This is a genomic window from Actinospica sp. (assembly GCF_035552695.1).
Lineage (GTDB): Bacteria > Actinomycetota > Actinomycetes > Streptomycetales > Catenulisporaceae > Actinospica.
Genome location: NZ_DASZKT010000249.1, coordinates 34580 through 52181, shown reverse-complemented (window position 1 = coordinate 52181; position 17602 = coordinate 34580). Strand labels below are relative to the sequence as shown.

The following is a 17602-nucleotide window of genomic DNA, read 5'->3' as shown; positions in this document are numbered from 1 at the left end:
ACGGCTCAGGACACCCTCCGCGACTAACGTCCGGGGCATGACTACCCATCACGCCGAAGGCGAGGGCAAGCTGCCGCTCTCGCGTCGTTCCGCGCTGCGCGCCGCCGCCGTCACCGGCACGCTGGCCGCCGCGCCCGTGATCCTCTTCGACTCGGAGGCCTTCGCCGCAGTGTCTTCCACCTCGTCCGCCAAGGTCGCCGCGTCCCCGAGCCCCTCCCCGCTGCTGTGGAAGCAGCCCGAGCGCCTCGGAGCGCCGCCGAACTCCGGTCTGCACCTGACCTTCGGCGACGACCCGGCCCGCGAGATGACCGTGTCCTGGAGCACCGCCACTTCCGTCGCCAATCCGCGGGTGCGCTTCGGCACGCCCGACGGCGGCTTCGGCAACGAGGTGCGCGCCGAGACCGTGACCTACGTGGACGGCGACTCGAAGATCGAGTGCTACATCCACCACGCCAAGCTCGCCGGGCTGCACCCGAACACGACCTACATCTACGCCGCGCTGGCCGACGGCGTCCTGCCGGATGCCGGGAGCTTCGAGACCGCGCCGGTCGGCCGCAACCCGTTCACCTTCACCAGCTTCGGCGACCAGTGCGTGCCGACCTCGAGCTGGGGCGCGAGCGGCACCTCGTACGCCGCGGAGCTCACCACGCTCGCCGCGCCGTCCGCAGGTGACATCGTCGGCGCGATCGAGCAGGTGCGTCCGCTGTTCCACCTCATCAACGGCGACCTGAGCTACGCGAACCTGTCCGTGGACCGGGTGCGCACCTGGAACGACTTCTTCACCAACAACGAGCGCTCGGCGCGCAAGCGGCCGTGGATGCCGGCCCCCGGCAACCACGAGAACGAACTGGGCAACGGCGCGATCGGCTACGACTCGTTCCGCACCCGCTTCTCGGTGCCCAGCAACGGCTCCGCGGACTACGAGGGGCTCTGGTACGCCTTCACCGTCGGCAGCGTGCGCGTGATCATCGTCGCGAACGACGAAGTGGCCCTGCAGGACGCGGGCGACAGCTACGTCAACGGCTACAGCGACGGCCGGCAGAAGGCCTGGCTGACCCGGCAGCTCGCGGCGGCGCGCAAGTCCAGGGAGATCGACTGGATCGTCGTCTGCATGCACCAGGTGATCATCAGCTCCTGCAACGCGAACGGCGCGGACCTGGGTATCCGGGAGAGCTGGGGCCCGTTGTTCGACGAGTACGAAGTCGACCTGGTCGTGTGCGGCCACGAGCACGACTACGAGCGCTCCTACGCGCTCCGGGGCACCGTCGCCGGCTCCGAGACGCTGACGCCGAACCCGGTATCGACCGAGGCCGCGAACATCGACACCAGCCAAGGCACCGTGCACATGGTGCTCGGCGGCGGCGGCAACTCCTCGAAGAGCAACACCGAGTTCTTCACCAACGGCCAGGCGAAGGTCATCACCGCGGTCAGCGGACCGGTCAGCACCGGCAAGCGCACGCCGACCTACGTGATGGAGGACGCCGTCTGGTCGGCCTTCCGCGACGAGGAGCACCCCTACGGCTTCGCCTCGTTCGACGTGGACCCCGGCTCCAAGCCCGGCGGAACGACCAGCATCCGGGTCACCTACTACAACGTGCTCCAGCCCTACGGCACGATGCAGAAGCTGGAGAGCTTCACCCTGTATCGCCGTCGTTCCGACGGCTGATCCTCGGAATCTTTATGCGGAACTCCGCATGATATTCCACGTGGAACATCATGCGGAGCTCCGTGCGTCAGAACAGTCAGAACAGCGCGCCGGGCACGTCCGGCATCTCCGCGAACCCCGGGACTGCCGCCTCGTCAGCCCCCGGACGCTGCCGCACCGGCCAGCCCGGCTCGGCCACATAGGCCTCGCCGCGGCGCAGCCGGTATGCCGCGAAGTCCTCCTCGGACGCGGCCTTCCACTGCTCCTGCTGCCGGTGCAGTTCCAGCGGGGTGGCCTCGCCCACCTCCGGATAGCGCTCGGCCAGCGCCTTCGCCACCTCCAGCGCGGCGATCGCGTCCACCGCCGCGTCGTGCGCCCCCTCGATCCGCACGCCGTAGTGCGCGCACTGCGACTCCAGGTTCCGCTTGCCCTTGCGGAAGCGGTCCACCGCCTTGTCGATCACCAGCGGGTCGATCACCGGCTCGATCCGGCCCGCGCGCGCCACCAGCGGGCGCAGGCCGTGCCGCTCGAGCTCCACCTCGAGCAGCGTCAGGTCGTACGGCGCGTTGAACACGATGAGGGGCAGCCCGGCGGACAGGTGCGCGGCGAGCAGTTCGGCGATCCGGTCCAGCGCCTCGGCCGGATCCGTGCCGTGCTCGCGGACCTGCTCGTCGGTGATGCCGTGCACGGCCGTGGTCTCCGGCGGGATCGGGACGCCCGGATCCACCAGGAAGTCGTACCGCCGCCCGTCGCTGGTCACGAAGGCCGCCGAGACCAGCCGCGCGGTCAGCGGGTCGCGGCCGGTGGTCTCGCAGTCGTAGGAGCCGAGCACGCCGGTGTGCCAGCCGGGCACGGGCGCGGGCAGGCAGTTCGGGTGGTAGACGACCCAGGCGCCCTGCTCCTTGCGCAGCTCGCCCTCCTCGGCGAGCACCTGGGTCCCGCAGGTCTTGCACGAACCGGGGAAACGGTTGGTAGCCATCCGCCGAACCGACCCTTCCTGTTGACTGCATCTCACGATAGGCGAGCCCGCCGACATCACTCGTGCAGCGGCTACCCTGGACGGGAGAACAGCATTCCACTCCACTCACCGAGGACTGACGCCGCCGTGTTCGACACGCTTTCCGACCGCCTCGCGGCGACCTTCAAATCCCTGCGGGGCAAGGGCCGGCTCTCCGAGGAGGACATCGACGCCACCTGCCGGGAGATCCGGATCGCGCTGCTCGAGGCGGACGTCGCGCTGGCCGCGGTGCGGCCCTTCATCGCGGCGGTCAAGGAGCGCGCGCTCGGCGCCGAGGTCTCCCAGGCGCTGAACCCGGCCCAGCAGGTCATCAAGATCGTCAACGAGGAGCTCGTCAAGATCCTCGGGGGCGAGACCCGCCGGCTGCGCTTCGCGAAGCAGCCGCCGACCGTCATCATGCTGGCCGGCCTGCAGGGATCCGGAAAGACGACGCTCGCCGGCAAGCTCGGCCGCTGGCTCAAGTCCAACGGGCACGCCCCGGTGCTGGTCGCCGCGGACCTGCAGCGGCCCAACGCGGTGACCCAGCTGCAGGTCGTCGGCGAGCGCGCGGGCGTGCCGGTCTACGCCCCGGAGCCCGGCAACGGCGTCGGCGACCCGGTGAAGGTGGCCAAGGACTCGATCGAGTTCGCCCGCGCCAAGGCGCACGACGTGGTCGTCGTCGACACCGCCGGCCGGCTGGGCATCGACGACGAGCTGATGCGGCAGGCCGCGAACATCCGCGACGCGGTCAACCCGCAGGAGATCCTGTTCGTCCTCGACGCGATGATCGGCCAGGACGCGGTCACCACCGCGCAGGCCTTCCTGGACGGCGTCGGCTTCGACGGCGTGGTGCTGACCAAGCTCGACGGCGACGCGCGCGGCGGCGCGGCGCTGTCCGTGGCCCAGCTGACCGGCCGTCAGGTGATGTTCGCGTCCAACGGCGAGAAGCTGGACGACTTCGACGTCTTCCACCCGGACCGGATGGCCTCGCGCATCCTCGGCATGGGCGACATGCTCAGCCTGATCGAGCAGGCCGAGAAGGCCTTCGACGCCGATCAGGCCGAGGAGATGGCCCGCAAGCTGATGGGCGGGGACACCTTCACGCTGGACGACTTCCTGGCCCAGATGGAGCAGATCCGCAAGATGGGATCGCTCTCCAAGATCATGGGCATGCTGCCCGGCATGGGCGAGATGAAGCAGCAGCTCAACCAGGTCGACGACAAGGAGATCGACCGGGTCCAGGCGATCATCCGCTCGATGACCCCGCAGGAGCGGCGCGAGCCGAAGGTCATCAACGGCTCCCGGCGCGCGCGCATCGCCAAGGGGTCCGGCGTGCACGTCTCGGCGGTCAACAACCTGCTCGAGCGCTTCGCCGAGGCGCAGAAGATGATGAAGTCGATGGGCCGCGGCGGCGTCCCCGGACTGCCCGGGATGCCCGGCTTCGGCGCCGGCAACGGCCGCCGGATGAGCGCCAAGGCCAAGGCGAACGCGCAGGCCCAGCGGCAGAAGAACAAGTCCCGCTCCGGCAACCCGGCCAAGCGCAAGGCGGACGAGGCGGCGAAGGCGGAGCGCGCCGCGGCGGCGGCGAACGGCGCCCCGGCGGTACCGCAGAACTTCGAACTGCCGGACGAGTTCAAGAAGATGCTGGGCTGAGGTTTGCCGTCCGCCGACGCGGTCGGAGCAGCGGTTGGGCTCTGGCATAATGGGACGCTGAGCACTCGGCCTCGGCGGCCCCTCTCTCCGCCGGACGCCGCGTCCTTCGGATAGGCGAAGCGGAGCAATCCCCACGCGCCGTTCCCGCCCGTCCACCCGAAGAAGAATTCAGGAGATTCCACTCCCGTGGCAGTCAAGATCAAGCTGAAGCGCCTGGGCAAGATCCGCAACCCCCAGTACCGCATCGTCGTCGCCGACGCCCGCACCAAGCGGGACGGTCGCGCGATCGAGGAGATCGGCAAGTACCACCCGAAGGAGGACCCGTCCTTCATCGAGGTCGACAGCGAGCGCGCGCAGCACTGGCTGAAGGTCGGCGCCCAGCCGACCGAGGCCGTCGTGGCCATCTTCAAGGTCTCCGGCGACTGGCAGCAGTTCAAGGGCCTGCCCGCCCCGGCGCCGATGAGGGTCGCCGCCCCCAAGGCGGACAAGAAGGCGCTGTTCGAGGCCGCCGCCAAGGAGGCCGAGTCCGAGCCGAAGCCGGCCGCGACGCCGAGGAAGAAGGCCGACAAGAAGGCCGAGGCGCCCAAGGCTGACGCGCCCAAGGCTGACGCGCCCAAGGTCGAGGCGCCCAAGGCCGAGGAGTCCGCCGCGACCGCGGAGACCCCGGCAGCCGCTCCGGCCGAGGCCTGAGGCCCATGCTCGAAGAGGCCCTCGAACACCTGGTGAAGGGCATCGTCGAACACCCCGACGAGGTCACCGTCCGCGATCGCACGCTGCGTCGCGGCCGGATCCTCGAGGTGCGCGTGCACCCCGACGACCTCGGCAAGGTGATCGGTCGTCAGGGACGCACCGCGAACGCGCTGCGCACTGTCGTTCATGCCCTCGGGGGCCGCGCCGTGCGCATCGACCTCGTCGAAGCGCCCGGTCTGCGTTGAGCCTGAAGTATGGGCACTGAGCAACGAGACGACGAGCCGCAGGAAGCCCTGCGGCTCGTCGTCGGCCGTATCGGCAGGGCGCACGGGGTCAAGGGCGAGGCCACTATCGAGGTCCGCACCGACGACCCGGAGCTGCGGTTCGCGCCCGGCGCCGTGCTGCTGACGGACCCGCCGGAGCGCGGCCCGCTGACCGTCCGCTCCGGGCGGGTGCAGGGCGGTCGCCTCGTACTCTCCTTCGAGGGGGCGTCGGACCGCACCGCCGTCGAGCGGCTGCGCAACACGATGCTCCTCGCCGACGTCGATCCGACCGAGCTGCCCGACGACCCGGACGAGTACTACGACCACCAGCTCGAGGGCCTGACGGTGCGTTCGGTGGACGGCGTCGAGCTCGGCGTCGTGGACCAGATGGTGCACGGCCCCGCGCAGGACCTGTTCGCCGTCCGCCGGCCCGACGGCGGCGAGTTCCTGCTGCCGTTCATCGCCGAGTTCGTGCCCGAGGTCGACCTGGAGGGCGGCGTGCTGGTCGTCGACCCGCCCGAGGGCCTGCTCTCGCTCTAGAAGGCGGCTCTATCCATGCGCATCGACGTCATCACCATCTTCCCGGAGTACCTCGAACCGCTCCGGGTCTCGCTGCTCGGCAAGGCCGCCGACAAGGGCCTGCTGGAAATCAACACGCACGACCTGCGGCAGTGGACCTACGACGTGCACCGCACCGTCGACGACACCCCGTACGGCGGCGGCCCCGGCATGGTCATGAAGGCCGAGCCCTGGGCGCAGGCGCTGGAGGCCGTCGCGGGTCCCGAGGACGCGCCGCGGCGGCCCACGCTCGTCGTGCCGACTCCCAGCGGACGCCCGTTCACGCAGGCCAAGGCCGCCGAACTCGCCGAACGCGAACACCTCGTCTTCGCCTGCGGGCGCTACGAGGGCATCGACCGCCGGCTGATCGACGCGGCCGCCGAGACCATGCCCGTCGAGGAACTCTCCATCGGCGACTACGTGCTGGCCGGCGGAGAGGCCGCGGTCCTGGTGATCGTCGAGGCCGTCGCGCGGCTGCTGCCCGGAGTCCTCGGCAACGCGGAGTCCGCGCGGGACGACTCGTTCGCCGCCGCCCTGAGCGGGCTGCTCGAAGGCCCGGTCTACACCAAGCCCGCCGAGTGGCGCGGCCGGGCCGTCCCGCCGGTCCTGGTCTCCGGCAACCACGGCGCCATCGCGCGCTGGCGGCGGGACCAGGCCTTCGCCCGCACGGCGGCCAACCGCCCGGACCTGCTCGCGGAGCTCGACCCGCGGACCCTGGACAAGAAGGACCGGGCCGCGCTCGCCGACCTCGGATTTCCGGATTCGCCGCCCGCCGTGCGAGACTGACTTTTCGGCGTGCCGCCCAGCCGTGTGCCTGCCCCTGCCACAGGGGGAGCGGGCGCGTCCGGAGTGCGGCAGCCTCGTCACCCCGAAGAATTGAGCCGTGCGTGACCTGTGGCACGTGCGAGGAGAAAACCATGAACAAGCTCGCTGAGCTCGACGCCAAGTCGCTGCGCTCGGACCTCCCGGCGTTCCGCCCCGGCGACACCGTGAACGTCCACGTAAAGGTCATCGAGGGCAACCGCTCCCGTGTCCAGCAGTTCAAGGGCGTCGTCATCCGCCGCCAGGGCGACGGCGTGCGCGAGACCTTCACCGTCCGCAAGATCAGCTTCGGCGTCGGCGTCGAGCGCACCTTCCCGGTGCACTCGCCGATCTTCGAGAAGCTCGAGGTCATCACCCGCGGTGACGTGCGTCGCGCCAAGCTGTACTACCTGCGCGACCTGCGCGGCAAGAAGGCGAAGATCAAGGAGAAGGTCGACTGGAACAGGTAGTTCCCAGCCGACGGCCGTCTTCAGCCGCCCCCGGTACCTTGGAGCGTTCAAGGTCCGGGGGCGGTGGCGTCTCCGGATTCCGAGCCCCTGGTGTGCAGCGCGGCGATCAGGGGACGTAGTAGTCTGCCGCGACGGATCAGCGTGCGGACGGTCGCCCATCGGCGGACCGGGTGACTGGAGGACCGGGTGGCGGCGAGAGGGCAGCGGCGCAGGCAGATGCCCGCACCCGCCCCCAAGGGAGGCCGCCGCCGACGGCTCAAGCCGATCAAGCTCTGGCGCGAGGTGCCGCTGCTGCTGGCGATAGCCCTCGTGCTGGCCCTGGGTATCAAGACCTTCGTGGTGCAGGCGTTCTTCATCCCCTCCCAGTCGATGCAGAACACGATCATGCCCGGCGACCGGGTGCTGGTGAACAAGTTCTCGCCGTGGTTCGGCGCGCAGCCGCAGCGCGGCCAGGTCGTCGTGTTCAACGACCCCGGCGGCTGGCTCCCGGACACCGTCACCCCGGACACCTCGAACGTGGCGGTGCGCTACGTCAAGGACGTGTTCACCTTCGTCGGCCTGCTGCCCTCGGACGACGAGCACGACCTGATCAAGCGGGCGATCGGCGTCCCCGGAGACGAGGTCAAGTGCTGTGACAAGCAGGGCAGGATCACCGTCGACGGCGTCGCACTGAATGAGAGCTCCTACATCTTCCCCGGCGCCGCGCCGTCCACCATCACCTTCGACGTGCATGTGAAGGCCGGCTTCATCTGGGTCATGGGAGACAATCGAGGCGATTCCGCCGACTCCCGGTTCCACATGACGGACAAATACGGTGGAATGGTCCCGATCAGCGACGTGGTGGGTCACGCGTTCGTGTTGATTTGGCCGCCAAGTCGCGCCGGAGGACTGGGAGTTCCGGCTACCTTTCAGCAGGAGGGCCTGACCGCGCTCTCCAGTCTGCCGACCGGGGCGCTCCCGGCGACCGCGCTGCTCGGCGCCTTCCCGCTGCGGCTGGTCGGCGGGCGGGTGGCGGGACAGGTGCGCCGAAGACGCCGGCGTACGTGTGGTAGGCAGGACCGGAAGGCTAGCCGAGGAACTGGATGAGGGGCGCACGATGACCGTCGAGAGACCGGAGACAGGCCTGCCTGAGGCCGTCGATCCGGACGAGCAGCCGCATGCCGGGGCCTTCGTCCCGGCGGCGGCGACGCCGAGCGAGTCCGCGGGCGCGGGCCCGGAGCCGTCGGGACAGGCGGTGGGCGGCAAGCCGGAGCAGGAGCCCGAGGAGGCCGGCGGGCGGCTCGCCGGAGTCGCCAGGCCGGGGTCCGCGCTCGGCTGGGTGCTGTTCCCGTTCGCCGTCGTCTGGCGCTTCCTGTTCCCGAGGAAGCCGCGCCCGTTCCTCGTCGAACTGCCCTTCCTGGTGGTCTTCGCGCTGGTCCTGGCGTTCCTGATCAAGACCTTCCTGGTGCAGGCCTTCTACATCCCGTCCGGCTCGATGCAGAACACCCTGCAGCCGGGCGACCGGGTGTTGGTCAACCGCGCGGAGCAGTGGCTCGGCGGCACGCCGACCCGCGGCGAGGTCGTCGTGTTCCAGGACCCGGGCAACTGGCTGGAGACCGAGGGCACCGCGACCAGCAGCAACTGGCTCAAGAGCACGCTGACCTGGGTGGGCCTGCTGCCCGCGGACGACGGCGACCTGATCAAGCGGGTCATCGGCGTCGGCGGCGACCACGTGGTGTGCTGCAACGGGCAGGGCCAGATCACGGTGAACGGCGTGGCGCTGAACGAGAACTACCTGTATCCCGGGGACGAGCCGAACTCCGGCTACCTCAAGCCCTTCGACGTGACCGTGCCGCAGGGCTACCTGTGGGTCATGGGCGACCACCGCAGCGTCTCCCTGGACTCCCGGTACCACCAGGACCAGGAGTTCGGCGGCATGGTGCCGGTGGGCAACGTGGTGGGCCGCGCGGACATCGTCGTCTGGCCGATCAGCCACTGGAAGACGCTGCCGATTCCGGGCACGTTCAAGCAGGTGGGGCTTTCCGCGCTGGGCCTGCCTGGAGCGATTCCGGGCGCCGCGCTGGTCGGCACGATGCCGCTCGCGTTGAAGCGCCGCAAGCGAAGGAGGCTGCTGGCGGCGAAGCGGGCCACCACCGGTTAACCTGAGGTGGTGTCGGTAGTCCCGAAGCAATCAGCCCGACGGGCTCGGCCCGGCCCCGCGGCCGAGGAGCCGAGTCCGTTGTTCGAAGGTCCGCGCCCGCCCCGTGTCGGTGACGGGCGCGACCTGTACGCGTACGGCCTCGAGCTCGAGGCGGCCGGCGTGTTCCCGGTGGCGGGCGCGGACGAGGCCGGGCGCGGCGCGTGCGCCGGCCCGCTGGTGGCCGGGGCCGCCGTGCTGCCGCCCGGGCTGCGCCTGGACGGCCTCGACGACTCCAAGCTGCTGACGGAGCGTCAGCGCGACCGGCTGTACGACGAGGTGACCGCGCGGGCGACCGCCTGGGCCGTGGCCGTGGTCCCGGCGACCGAGGTGGACCGCATCGGGGTCCAGGAGGCCAACTACCGGGCGCTGCGCGAGGCCGTGGCGGCGCTGGCGGGCGTGCGGCCCAGGCTGGCGCTGATCGACGGCTTCATGGTGCCCGCGCTGCCCGTGCCCGGCCAGGCCGTGGTCAAGGGCGACCGCCTGGTGGCCTGCATCGCGGCGGCCTCGATCCTGGCGAAGGTGACCAGGGACCGGATGATGGCCGAGCTGCACCTGAGCTGGCCGGACTACGGCTTCGCCATGCACAAGGGCTACGCCACGGCCGTGCACCAGGCGGCGCTGAACCGGCTCGGTCCCTGCCCGGAGCACCGGCTGAGCTACGCGAACGTCCCCGGACGCGCGCCGGGTGACAATGGAGCCGACGGGCCCGGGCCGGACACCGGCGCGGACACGTCCGTCCCGCCGTCCCAGGGCGACCTGCTCGACCTGACCGACACCCAAGTGGGGAGCGCGTAGATGAGCGCGGAAGACCTCGAGAAGTACGAGACCGAGATGGAGCTGCAGCTCTACCGGGAGTACCGCGACGTGGTCGGCCTGTTCCGGTACGTGGTGGAGACCGAGCGGCGGTTCTATCTCACCAACCAGGTCGAGCTCGAGCCGAAGACCAGCGACGGCGAGGTCTACTTCGAGGTGACCATGGCCGACGCCTGGGTGTGGGACATGTACCGGCCGGCGCGCTTCGTGAAGAACGTCAAGGTCGTCACCTTCAAGGACGTCAACGTCGAGGAGCTGGCCAAGCCCGACCTCGAGGTGCCCACCGACTGAGCCTGAAACGGGCACGAGGGCACCTTCACGCCCTCCCCATTTCTAACCTTTCACTGAGATACCGGACATAGTGCCCCTGCTCTGCCCCACCCTGGAATTCAGCGGATTCCACGGATCATGGGGAGGGCACTATGGACAGGCGCAATGCCAGGATCGGCCGCCTGGGCGAGCAGGCGGCCCGGCGGTTTCTCGAGGAGCGCGGCTATCGCGTACTCGACCACAACTGGCGCAGCCCGGCGCCCGAGCAGCGGGGTGAGATCGACCTCGTGCTGCGGGACCGGCGGGCGCTGGTCGTCTGCGAGGTCAAGACGCGCACCGGCGCCGCGCTCGCGCACCCGGCCGAGGCGGTCACCGCCGAGAAGGCGGCCCGCCTGCGCCGGCTGGCCGTGCTCTGGCTGCGCGCCCAGCCGCCGAGCCGCCGCCCGCGCGGCACGCCGGCAATCCGCATCGACGTCGTCGCCGTGCGCCTCGGTCCCTGTGAGCCGCATCCGCTGCTTTCGGTCGAGCACCTGCGGGCGGTGGTCTGATGGCCGGCTACGGTCGTGCGTCGGCGGTCGCGCTGCTCGGCCTCGCGGGCGTCCTGGTGCAGGTGGAGGCCGTGGTCGCGGCCGGTCTCTCGCGCTTCAGCCTGATCGGCCTGCCGGACACCGGCCTGTCCGAGTCCCGCGACCGCGTGCGCGCGGCGGTGATCAACAGCTCGATCAGCTGGCCGCAGGCCTCGCTCACCGTCTCGCTCGCCCCTGCCACGATCCGCAAGCAGGGCAGCAGCTTCGACATGGCGATCGCCATCGCCGTGCTGCGTGCCGACGGCAAGGTGCGTCCGGCGGGCATGAGCGAGACGGTCTTCATCGCCGAACTGGGCCTCGACGGCTCGGTGCGTCCCGTCCGCGGTGTACTGCCCTCCGTCCTCGCGGCGGCCCGGGCCGGGTATTCGTCGGTCTGCGTCGCCGAGCAGAACGTGGTCGAAGCGGAGCAGGTGACCGGCATCGAGTGCATCGGCGTCCGGACCCTGCGCCAGGCCGTCGCCTACGCGAACGGCGAACCCATCCCCGACGAGCCGCCACCGCCGGCCCCTCGCCCCGTCGCGTCGCCGGTATCGAATCCCGACGCACCCGACATGGCCGACGTCCTCGGTCAGTACGAGGCCCGCCTCGCCCTGGAGGTCAGCGCGACCGGCGGCCATCACCTGTTCCTGTGCGGCGCGCCGGGCTCCGGCAAGACGATGCTCGCCGAGCGTCTTCCCGGGCTGCTCCCGCCCCTCGATGAGCGCGCGGCCCTGGAGGTGACCGCGGTCCACTCGCTCGCGGGCACCCTCCAGCCGGCGAAGCCCCTGGTCACTGAGCCACCCTTCTGCGCCGTCCACCACTCGGCCACCGTTCCCGCCCTGGTCGGCGGCGGCTCAAGCGTGCTCCGGCCGGGTGCCGTCTCACGCGCTCACCGCGGGGTGCTCTTCCTCGACGAGGCCCCGGAGTTCGGCCGCGTCGCCCTGGACTCGCTGCGCGAGCCGATCGAGTCGAGGGAAGTGGTGATCGCGCGAAGTTCGGGTATCGCCACGTTCCCCGCCGACTTCCTGCTCGTCGCCGCCGCGAATCCGTGCCCCTGCGGCCTGGCCATGTCGGCGCACGGAGCGTGTACCTGCAGCCCACGCAGCCGTAGCTCTTACCTCGGGCGAATATCCGGCCCGCTGCTGGACCGCATCGACCTGCGCGTCGACGTCCGTCCGGTCGGTCCGGCGGAGCTGCTCTCGGCTGCCGCGGGCGGTGTGGCGAGCGAGAGCACGGCGCAGGTCGCCCAGCGTGTCCGGCAGGCGCGAGAGCGTGCGGGGCGGCGGCTCAAGGACACCCCGTGGCGGCTGAACGCGCAGGTCCCTGCCAGATTCCTGCGCTCGCACTGGCCGCTGAGCTCGGACTCGCTCGAAGGCGCGGAGCAGGCGCTCGAATGCGGCGTGCTCACCGCGCGCGGCCTCGATCGCGTGCTGCGCGTGGCCTGGACCCTCGCCGACCTCGCGGCACGCGATCGCCCGAGCCGGACCGAGATCGACACCGCGCTCAGCTTCCGACTGTCCACGACCTTCAACGCCGGAGCATTCGCATGATTCTTTCCGCCTCCCGAATCGACTACTCCGACGAGCGCACGGTCCGGCTGCTGCTGAGCCGCCTGATCGAGCCGGAGGACAACCTCTTCACCGGCCTCCGCGAATGGACCGTGCCCGCAGACCTCTTGCGCCTGATTCTGGAGGGCGGTTCGTCGCCACCGGGCTGGCCGCCCGGCCTCGCGGAACGGCTCGACAAGCGCCGCGCCGGGATACAGCTGAGGCTCGCTCAGGCCGATCCGGAGGCCGATCTCGCAGCCGGGGCCGCCGTCGATGCGCGCTTCCTGATCCCCGGAGACGCGGACTGGCCCGCATCGCTCGACGACCTGGGCAGTCGCGCGCCGTTCGGCATCTGGATCATCGGCTACTTCGACCCGCGCGCGCCGGCCGTCTCGATCGTCGGGGCACGCAGTTGCACCGGCTACGGCTCGCAGGCCGCCGGGCAGCTGGCCGCCGACCTCGCGCGGGCGAACACCGTGATCGTCTCCGGCGCGGCGCTCGGGATCGATGGGGCGTCACATCGCGGTGCGCTGCACGTCGGCGGCGCGACCGTCGCCGTGCTGGCCTGCGGGATCGACCGCACCTATCCGGCGTCCCATCACGCGCTGATCCAGACGATCGGCCTGCGCGGGGCCATCCTCGCCGAGTTGCCGCCGGGTATGCGGCCGACCAGATTTCGATTTCTGGCGCGCAATCGGCTGATCGCGGCGCTGGGAATGGCGACGGTGGTCGTCGAGGCGGCGGTCCGCAGCGGGTCCCTGGTGACCGCGCGCCACGCCGCGGAGCTCGGCCGGGCCGTGCTCGCTGTGCCCGGGCCGGTGACCTCCCTCCAGTCCGGCGGCACGAACCGGCTGCTGTGCGACGGCGCCACCCCGGCCGTGGACGGACGCCAGGTGCTCGCCGAGCTCGGCATCGAGGTGTCGGCTCCGCCGGCGCCTCGTCCGGAGAGATCCGACACCCCGTCAGCCGAGCCGAAGTTGGATCCGCGCGCCGTGCTGGTGCGCGAGGCCCTGCCCACGGCGAGCTCGGGGCGCGCCGCCGAGGTGCTGGCCCTCGCGGCGGCGACCGGGCTGGCTCCGGGCGAGGTCCTCGCCCTGCTCGGGCAGCTGGCGGCGGTCGGAAAGGCCGTCAGGACCGGGGGAGGGTGGGCGCTGCGGCGGTGACGGACCTTTCGCCCTCCGCTGACGCGGTAGCGGGATCAGATCACCGGATCGTGTGGAAGACGGCCTTGGTTACCGGGCGTGCCGAACCGTGTGCGATACGCTCATGGCCAGTCGGTATACCTTTCCGGAACCACCCGTGGCCGCTCGCGTAAAGGTTGAGTAGATCAGGGCTCGACATGTCCAGGAACAGCCAGCAGCGCGGGAGCGCCGTGGTGCAGGCCGAACCAGGCCGTGCGTCCACGACCGCTTTCGGCGGCGGGGCGCCTGACGCGGTCATGGGCGCGGCGGCGATGGCCGAGCTGTGGGCCAAGTTCAAGGCCACCGGCGATCCGCGGCTGCGCGAGCAGCTGATCCTGCACTACTCGCCCCTGGTCAAGTACGTGGCCGGACGCGTCTCCGTCGGGCTTGTCGGGTCCATGGAGCACGCCGACTTCGTCTCCTACGGCATCTTCGGTCTGATCGACGCCATCGAGCGCTACGACCCGGAGCGGGCGATCAAGTTCGAGACCTACGCGATCAACCGCATCCGCGGGGCCATCATCGACGAGCTGCGCGCGCTCGACTGGATCCCGCGCTCGCTGCGGCAGAAGGCCCGCGAGATCGAGCAGGCCGTGGTCCGCCTCGAACACAAGCTGGGCCGCACGCCCTCGGAGCGGCAGATCGCGGCCGAGTTGCACATCGGCCTCGGCGAGCTGCACCAGATCTTCTCCCGGCTCTCGCTCGTCAACGTCATCGCGCTGGACGAGGTGCTCACCCTGTCCACCGGGGACGGCGGGCGGCTGAGCCTGATGGAGACCCTCGAGGACGTCTCCGCGGAGAACCCGGTGGAGGTCGCGGAGAACCGCGAGACGCGCCATCTGCTGGCCCGGGCCGTCAACACCCTGCCCGACCGGGAGAAGACCGTGGTGACCCTCTATTACTTCGAGGGCATGACGCTCGGCGAGATCGGCGGCGTGCTCGGGGTCACCGAGAGCCGGGTGTGCCAGATCCACGCGAAGGCCGTGCTCACGCTGCGCACCCGGCTGGCCGAACTTCGGTGACGCGGCCGGGCGCGGCGCGAGCGTCGCGTGTCGAACTTCGCTGATGCGGTCCCACGCGGGCCGGGCGTCGTCTACGCTGAGCGTGTGCCGAGGATCAAAGCAGCGACCGTCGCCGAGCATCGGAGTATGCAGCGCGCGGCCCTGTTGGATGCGGCCAGGGACCTGCTCGCTCAGGGCGGGATCTCGGCGGTGACCTTCTCCGCCATGGCGGAGCGGGCCGGCCTCGCGCGTTCCTCGGTCTACGAGTACTTCAAGACCAAGGGCGACGTGGTCGAGGCGCTGGCCGTCGAGGACTTCCCGGCGGCGGTGAACGACATCAGGGGTGTGATGCTCGCGCAGCCCACCCCGGAGCGGCAGATCGCCGCGTACGTGCGCCGGCAGCTGGAGCTGGTCTCCCAGCCCGGCCATCGCAACCTGTTGGCACTCTCGGCGCTGGAGCTCGACGGCTCGGCCAGGGACCGGATAAGGAGCGCGCACAGCCTCCTGGTCGACCTGGTCGTCGGCGCGCTGCGCCGGCTCGGCCACTCCGACGCCCGGGCCACCGCGGCCGCGCTGCAGGGCGCGATCGACGGCGCGGCCAAGCGGATCGACGCGGGGGCCGACCCGAATGCGACCATCGAGGCGACGCTGACGCTGATCCTGTTCGGGGTGCGTGGAGCCCGCCGCCGCCTGTCCTGAGCGTCTGAACGGCCATATTCGCACCAACTGTGTCCTCTCCGGGGTGCGTGGAGCCCGCCGCCGCCTGTCCTGAGCGTCCGAGCGGCCATATCCGCACCGGCTGTGTCCTCTTCGGGTGCGTGGAACTCTCCTTCGGCTGTGCTGAGCGTCTGAACGGCCATATCCGCACCGGCTGTGTCGTCTTCGGGGTGCGCGGAGCTCGCTGCCGCACCATCGAGGCGGCGCTGACGCTGATCCTGTTCGGGGTGCGTGGAGCCCGCCTTCGGCTGTCCTGGGCGTCTGAGTGGCCATATCCCACCAGCTGTGTCCTCTTCGCGGTGCGTGGAGCTCGCTGCCGCTTGTCCTGGGCGTCTGAGTGGGCATATCCGCACCAGCTGAGGACGATTTCGGCGCATAGAAACGGCCAGCTGTGCACCGTGGAGATATGCGTCTTCTGATCACTCTGGTGACGGTGCTGGCCTCGGCGTTCTCGGCGGTGTACGCGAGCGGCGCGGCGGCAGTCGCGGATCCGCCCTGCCGGCCGACGAAGAACGACACCGCCTGGTCCTGGCCGCTCGGCGGGCCGTGGGTGCGTGCGGGCCCGACGATCCTGCGTCCCTTCGAGCCGCCGCCGCACCGCTGGGACGCCGGGCATCGCGGCGTCGACCTCGCGGGCCATGTCGGGGAGCCGGTGCGCGCGGCCGGGCCGGGCGTCGTGCTCTACGCGGGCAAGCTCGTCGACCGCGGGGTGGTGGTGATCGGGCACGGCGTACTCCGAACCAGCTACGAGCCCGTCGAGGCGACGCTTCCGGTCGGCGCCACGGTCGCGCTCGGAGAGCAGGTCGGGACGCTCGACGCCGGGCACTGCCCGGCCGGCCCCTGTCTGCACTGGGGGCTGCTCACCGGCCACGGCCACGCCACCGGCTACTACGACCCGCTGCTGCTCCTCGGCTGCGGGCAGGTCCGCCTCGAACCGGTCATGGCCGGTCCCCGAAGCCGTTAGAATGTCCCCGCAGTACAAAACCAGAACCCAGGTCCTCCGCGCCCCGGCTCTCACGACCGGAGCGCGCGCGGACCGAATTCGCGTGTCCATGGCCGAGTCCGCCCCCGGGCGGACCTGACCGGCGGCCGCACGGTTCCGCCCCGACCCGCCCCTGTGCGGGTACGGCGCGGCGCGGCCTCCGCCCGGGCACCAGGGCGAAGGTCCCGAGCCCCCCGCGGGCCCGAGACCTCGCGGACAAACCGGAAACGAACTACGAGGAGGACACGGCAATGGCCGTCGTCACCATGCGCCAGCTCCTGGAGAGCGGCGTCCACTTCGGACACCAGACCCGTCGCTGGAACCCGAAGATGAAGCGCTTCATCCTGACGGAGCGCAACGGCACGTACATCATCGACCTGCAGCAGTCGCTGTCCTACATCGACCGCGCCTACGAGTTCATCAAGGCCACGGTCGCGCACGGCGGCACCGTCCTGTTCGTCGGCACCAAGAAGCAGGCCCAGGAGGCCGTCGCCGAGCAGGCCAAGCGGGTCGGCATGCCCTACGTCAACCAGCGCTGGCTGGGCGGCATGCTCACCAACTTCTCCACCGTCTACAAGCGGCTGCAGCGGCTCAAGGAGCTCGAGCTCATCGACTTCGACGACGTCGCCGCCTCCGGCATGACCAAGAAGGAACTGCTGGTCCTGCGCCGCGAGAAGGAGAAGCTGGACAAGACCCTCGGCGGCATCCGGGACATGCAGAAGGTCCCCTCCGCGGTGTGGATCATCGACACCAAGAAGGAGCACATCGCCGTCGGCGAGGCGCGCAAGCTGCGCATCCCGGTGATCGCGATCCTGGACACCAACTGCGACCCGGACGAGGTCGACTACAAGATCCCGGGCAACGACGACGCGATCCGCTCCGTCGCGCTGCTCACCCGCGTCGTGGCCGACGCCGTGGCCGAGGGCCTGGTCGCCCGTTCCGGCCAGCAGGCCGCCGCGACCGAGGGCGCCGAGGCCGGCGCCGGCGAGCCGCTCGCCGAGTGGGAGAAGGACCTGCTGGTCGGCGACTCCGCCAAGGCCGAGCAGCCCGCCGCCGAGCCCGCTGCGGCCGAGCCCGCCGCCGTCGAGGCCGTCGCCGCCGAGGCCGTAGTGGAGCCCGTCTCCGAGGCTGTGGCCGAGGCCATCGCCGAGGACGCTCCGGTTGCCGACGTCGTCGCCGACGCCGAGGCCGAGGCCCCCGCGACCGAGACCACGGCCGAGCAGGCCTGACCTTCCTTACCGCGACAAGGTAGAGACAGGGGATCACACA

The 17602-nt window shown here is 70.8% G+C and carries 19 protein-coding genes; 18 read left to right on the top strand and 1 reads right to left on the bottom strand.

The window, feature by feature from the left end; translation table 11 throughout:
* The first annotated feature begins 37 nt into the window (after positions 1-37).
* Positions 38-1666: a fibronectin type III domain-containing protein gene (locus VG296_RS28155; protein WP_325570984.1), complete on the top strand. Its 1629-nt coding sequence runs from the start codon at positions 38-40 to the stop codon at positions 1664-1666.
* A 76-nt stretch (positions 1667-1742) separates the two neighbouring features.
* On the opposite strand, the gene VG296_RS28150 is transcribed toward VG296_RS28155, so the two are convergent.
* Positions 1743-2624 (bottom strand): exonuclease domain-containing protein, encoded by an 882-nt coding sequence (locus tag VG296_RS28150; protein ID WP_325570982.1) that lies wholly within the window; start codon positions 2622-2624, stop codon positions 1743-1745.
* A 126-nt stretch (positions 2625-2750) separates the two neighbouring features.
* Between VG296_RS28150 and ffh the strand changes: the two genes are divergently transcribed.
* The 17 genes from ffh (at position 2751) to rpsB (ending at position 17562) form a co-directional block, all read left to right on the top strand.
* A complete protein-coding gene (ffh, locus tag VG296_RS28145) occupies positions 2751-4295 on the top strand; it encodes a signal recognition particle protein (RefSeq protein WP_325570980.1) in 1545 nt (514 codons plus the stop codon).
* A 186-nt stretch (positions 4296-4481) separates the two neighbouring features.
* On the top strand, positions 4482-4985 hold the full coding sequence (gene rpsP / locus VG296_RS28140) for a 30S ribosomal protein S16 (RefSeq protein ID WP_325570977.1): 504 nt from the start codon (positions 4482-4484) through the stop codon (positions 4983-4985).
* A gap of 5 nt (positions 4986-4990) precedes the next feature.
* On the top strand, positions 4991-5230 hold the full coding sequence (locus tag VG296_RS28135; RefSeq protein ID WP_325570975.1) for an RNA-binding protein: 240 nt from the start codon (positions 4991-4993) through the stop codon (positions 5228-5230).
* 48 nt (positions 5231-5278) lie between these two features.
* Positions 5279-5788, top strand: coding sequence for a ribosome maturation factor RimM (gene rimM / locus VG296_RS28130; RefSeq protein WP_349259724.1), 510 nt, complete (start codon positions 5279-5281; stop codon positions 5786-5788).
* Positions 5789-5803: 15 nt separating this feature from the next.
* Positions 5804-6592, top strand: a complete 789-nt coding sequence (trmD, locus tag VG296_RS28125; protein WP_325570971.1) for a tRNA (guanosine(37)-N1)-methyltransferase TrmD — start codon at positions 5804-5806, stop codon at positions 6590-6592.
* Between the two features lie 131 nt (positions 6593-6723).
* Positions 6724-7077, top strand: a complete 354-nt coding sequence (rplS, locus tag VG296_RS28120; RefSeq protein ID WP_325570969.1) for a 50S ribosomal protein L19 — start codon at positions 6724-6726, stop codon at positions 7075-7077.
* 216 nt (positions 7078-7293) lie between these two features.
* Positions 7294-8163 carry a signal peptidase I gene (gene lepB, locus VG296_RS28115; protein WP_325570967.1) on the top strand — a complete coding sequence of 290 codons (870 nt, stop codon included), beginning with the start codon at positions 7294-7296 and terminating at the stop codon, positions 8161-8163.
* A gap of 10 nt (positions 8164-8173) precedes the next feature.
* Positions 8174-9217, top strand: a complete 1044-nt coding sequence (gene lepB / locus VG296_RS28110) for a signal peptidase I (protein ID WP_325570965.1) — start codon at positions 8174-8176, stop codon at positions 9215-9217.
* 78 nt (positions 9218-9295) lie between these two features.
* Complete coding sequence (locus tag VG296_RS28105; protein WP_325570963.1) at positions 9296-10051, top strand: ribonuclease HII; 756 nt, start codon at positions 9296-9298, stop codon at positions 10049-10051.
* Positions 10052-10360 carry a DUF2469 domain-containing protein gene (locus VG296_RS28100; protein WP_212516052.1) on the top strand — a complete coding sequence of 103 codons (309 nt, stop codon included), beginning with the start codon at positions 10052-10054 and terminating at the stop codon, positions 10358-10360. It begins immediately after the preceding gene.
* Between the two features lie 131 nt (positions 10361-10491).
* Complete coding sequence (locus VG296_RS28095) at positions 10492-10887, top strand: YraN family protein (protein WP_325570959.1); 396 nt, start codon at positions 10492-10494, stop codon at positions 10885-10887.
* Positions 10887-12455 (top strand): YifB family Mg chelatase-like AAA ATPase, encoded by a 1569-nt coding sequence (locus tag VG296_RS28090; protein ID WP_325570957.1) that lies wholly within the window; start codon positions 10887-10889, stop codon positions 12453-12455. The genes VG296_RS28095 and VG296_RS28090 overlap by 1 nt, the downstream gene beginning before the upstream one ends.
* Positions 12452-13615, top strand: a complete 1164-nt coding sequence (gene dprA, locus VG296_RS28085; protein ID WP_325570955.1) for a DNA-processing protein DprA — start codon at positions 12452-12454, stop codon at positions 13613-13615. The genes VG296_RS28090 and dprA overlap by 4 nt, the downstream gene beginning before the upstream one ends.
* A gap of 275 nt (positions 13616-13890) precedes the next feature.
* Positions 13891-14655 (top strand): RNA polymerase sigma factor WhiG, encoded by a 765-nt coding sequence (gene whiG / locus VG296_RS28080; protein ID WP_349259722.1) that lies wholly within the window; start codon positions 13891-13893, stop codon positions 14653-14655.
* 126 nt (positions 14656-14781) lie between these two features.
* Entirely contained in the window at positions 14782-15333 is a 552-nt protein-coding gene (locus VG296_RS28075) for a TetR/AcrR family transcriptional regulator (RefSeq protein WP_249160012.1), read from the top strand.
* A gap of 424 nt (positions 15334-15757) precedes the next feature.
* A complete protein-coding gene (locus tag VG296_RS28070; RefSeq protein ID WP_325570949.1) occupies positions 15758-16315 on the top strand; it encodes a M23 family metallopeptidase in 558 nt (185 codons plus the stop codon).
* Positions 16316-16584: 269 nt separating this feature from the next.
* Complete coding sequence (gene rpsB, locus VG296_RS28065) at positions 16585-17562, top strand: 30S ribosomal protein S2 (protein WP_325570947.1); 978 nt, start codon at positions 16585-16587, stop codon at positions 17560-17562.
* Positions 17563-17602 lie beyond the last annotated feature (40 nt).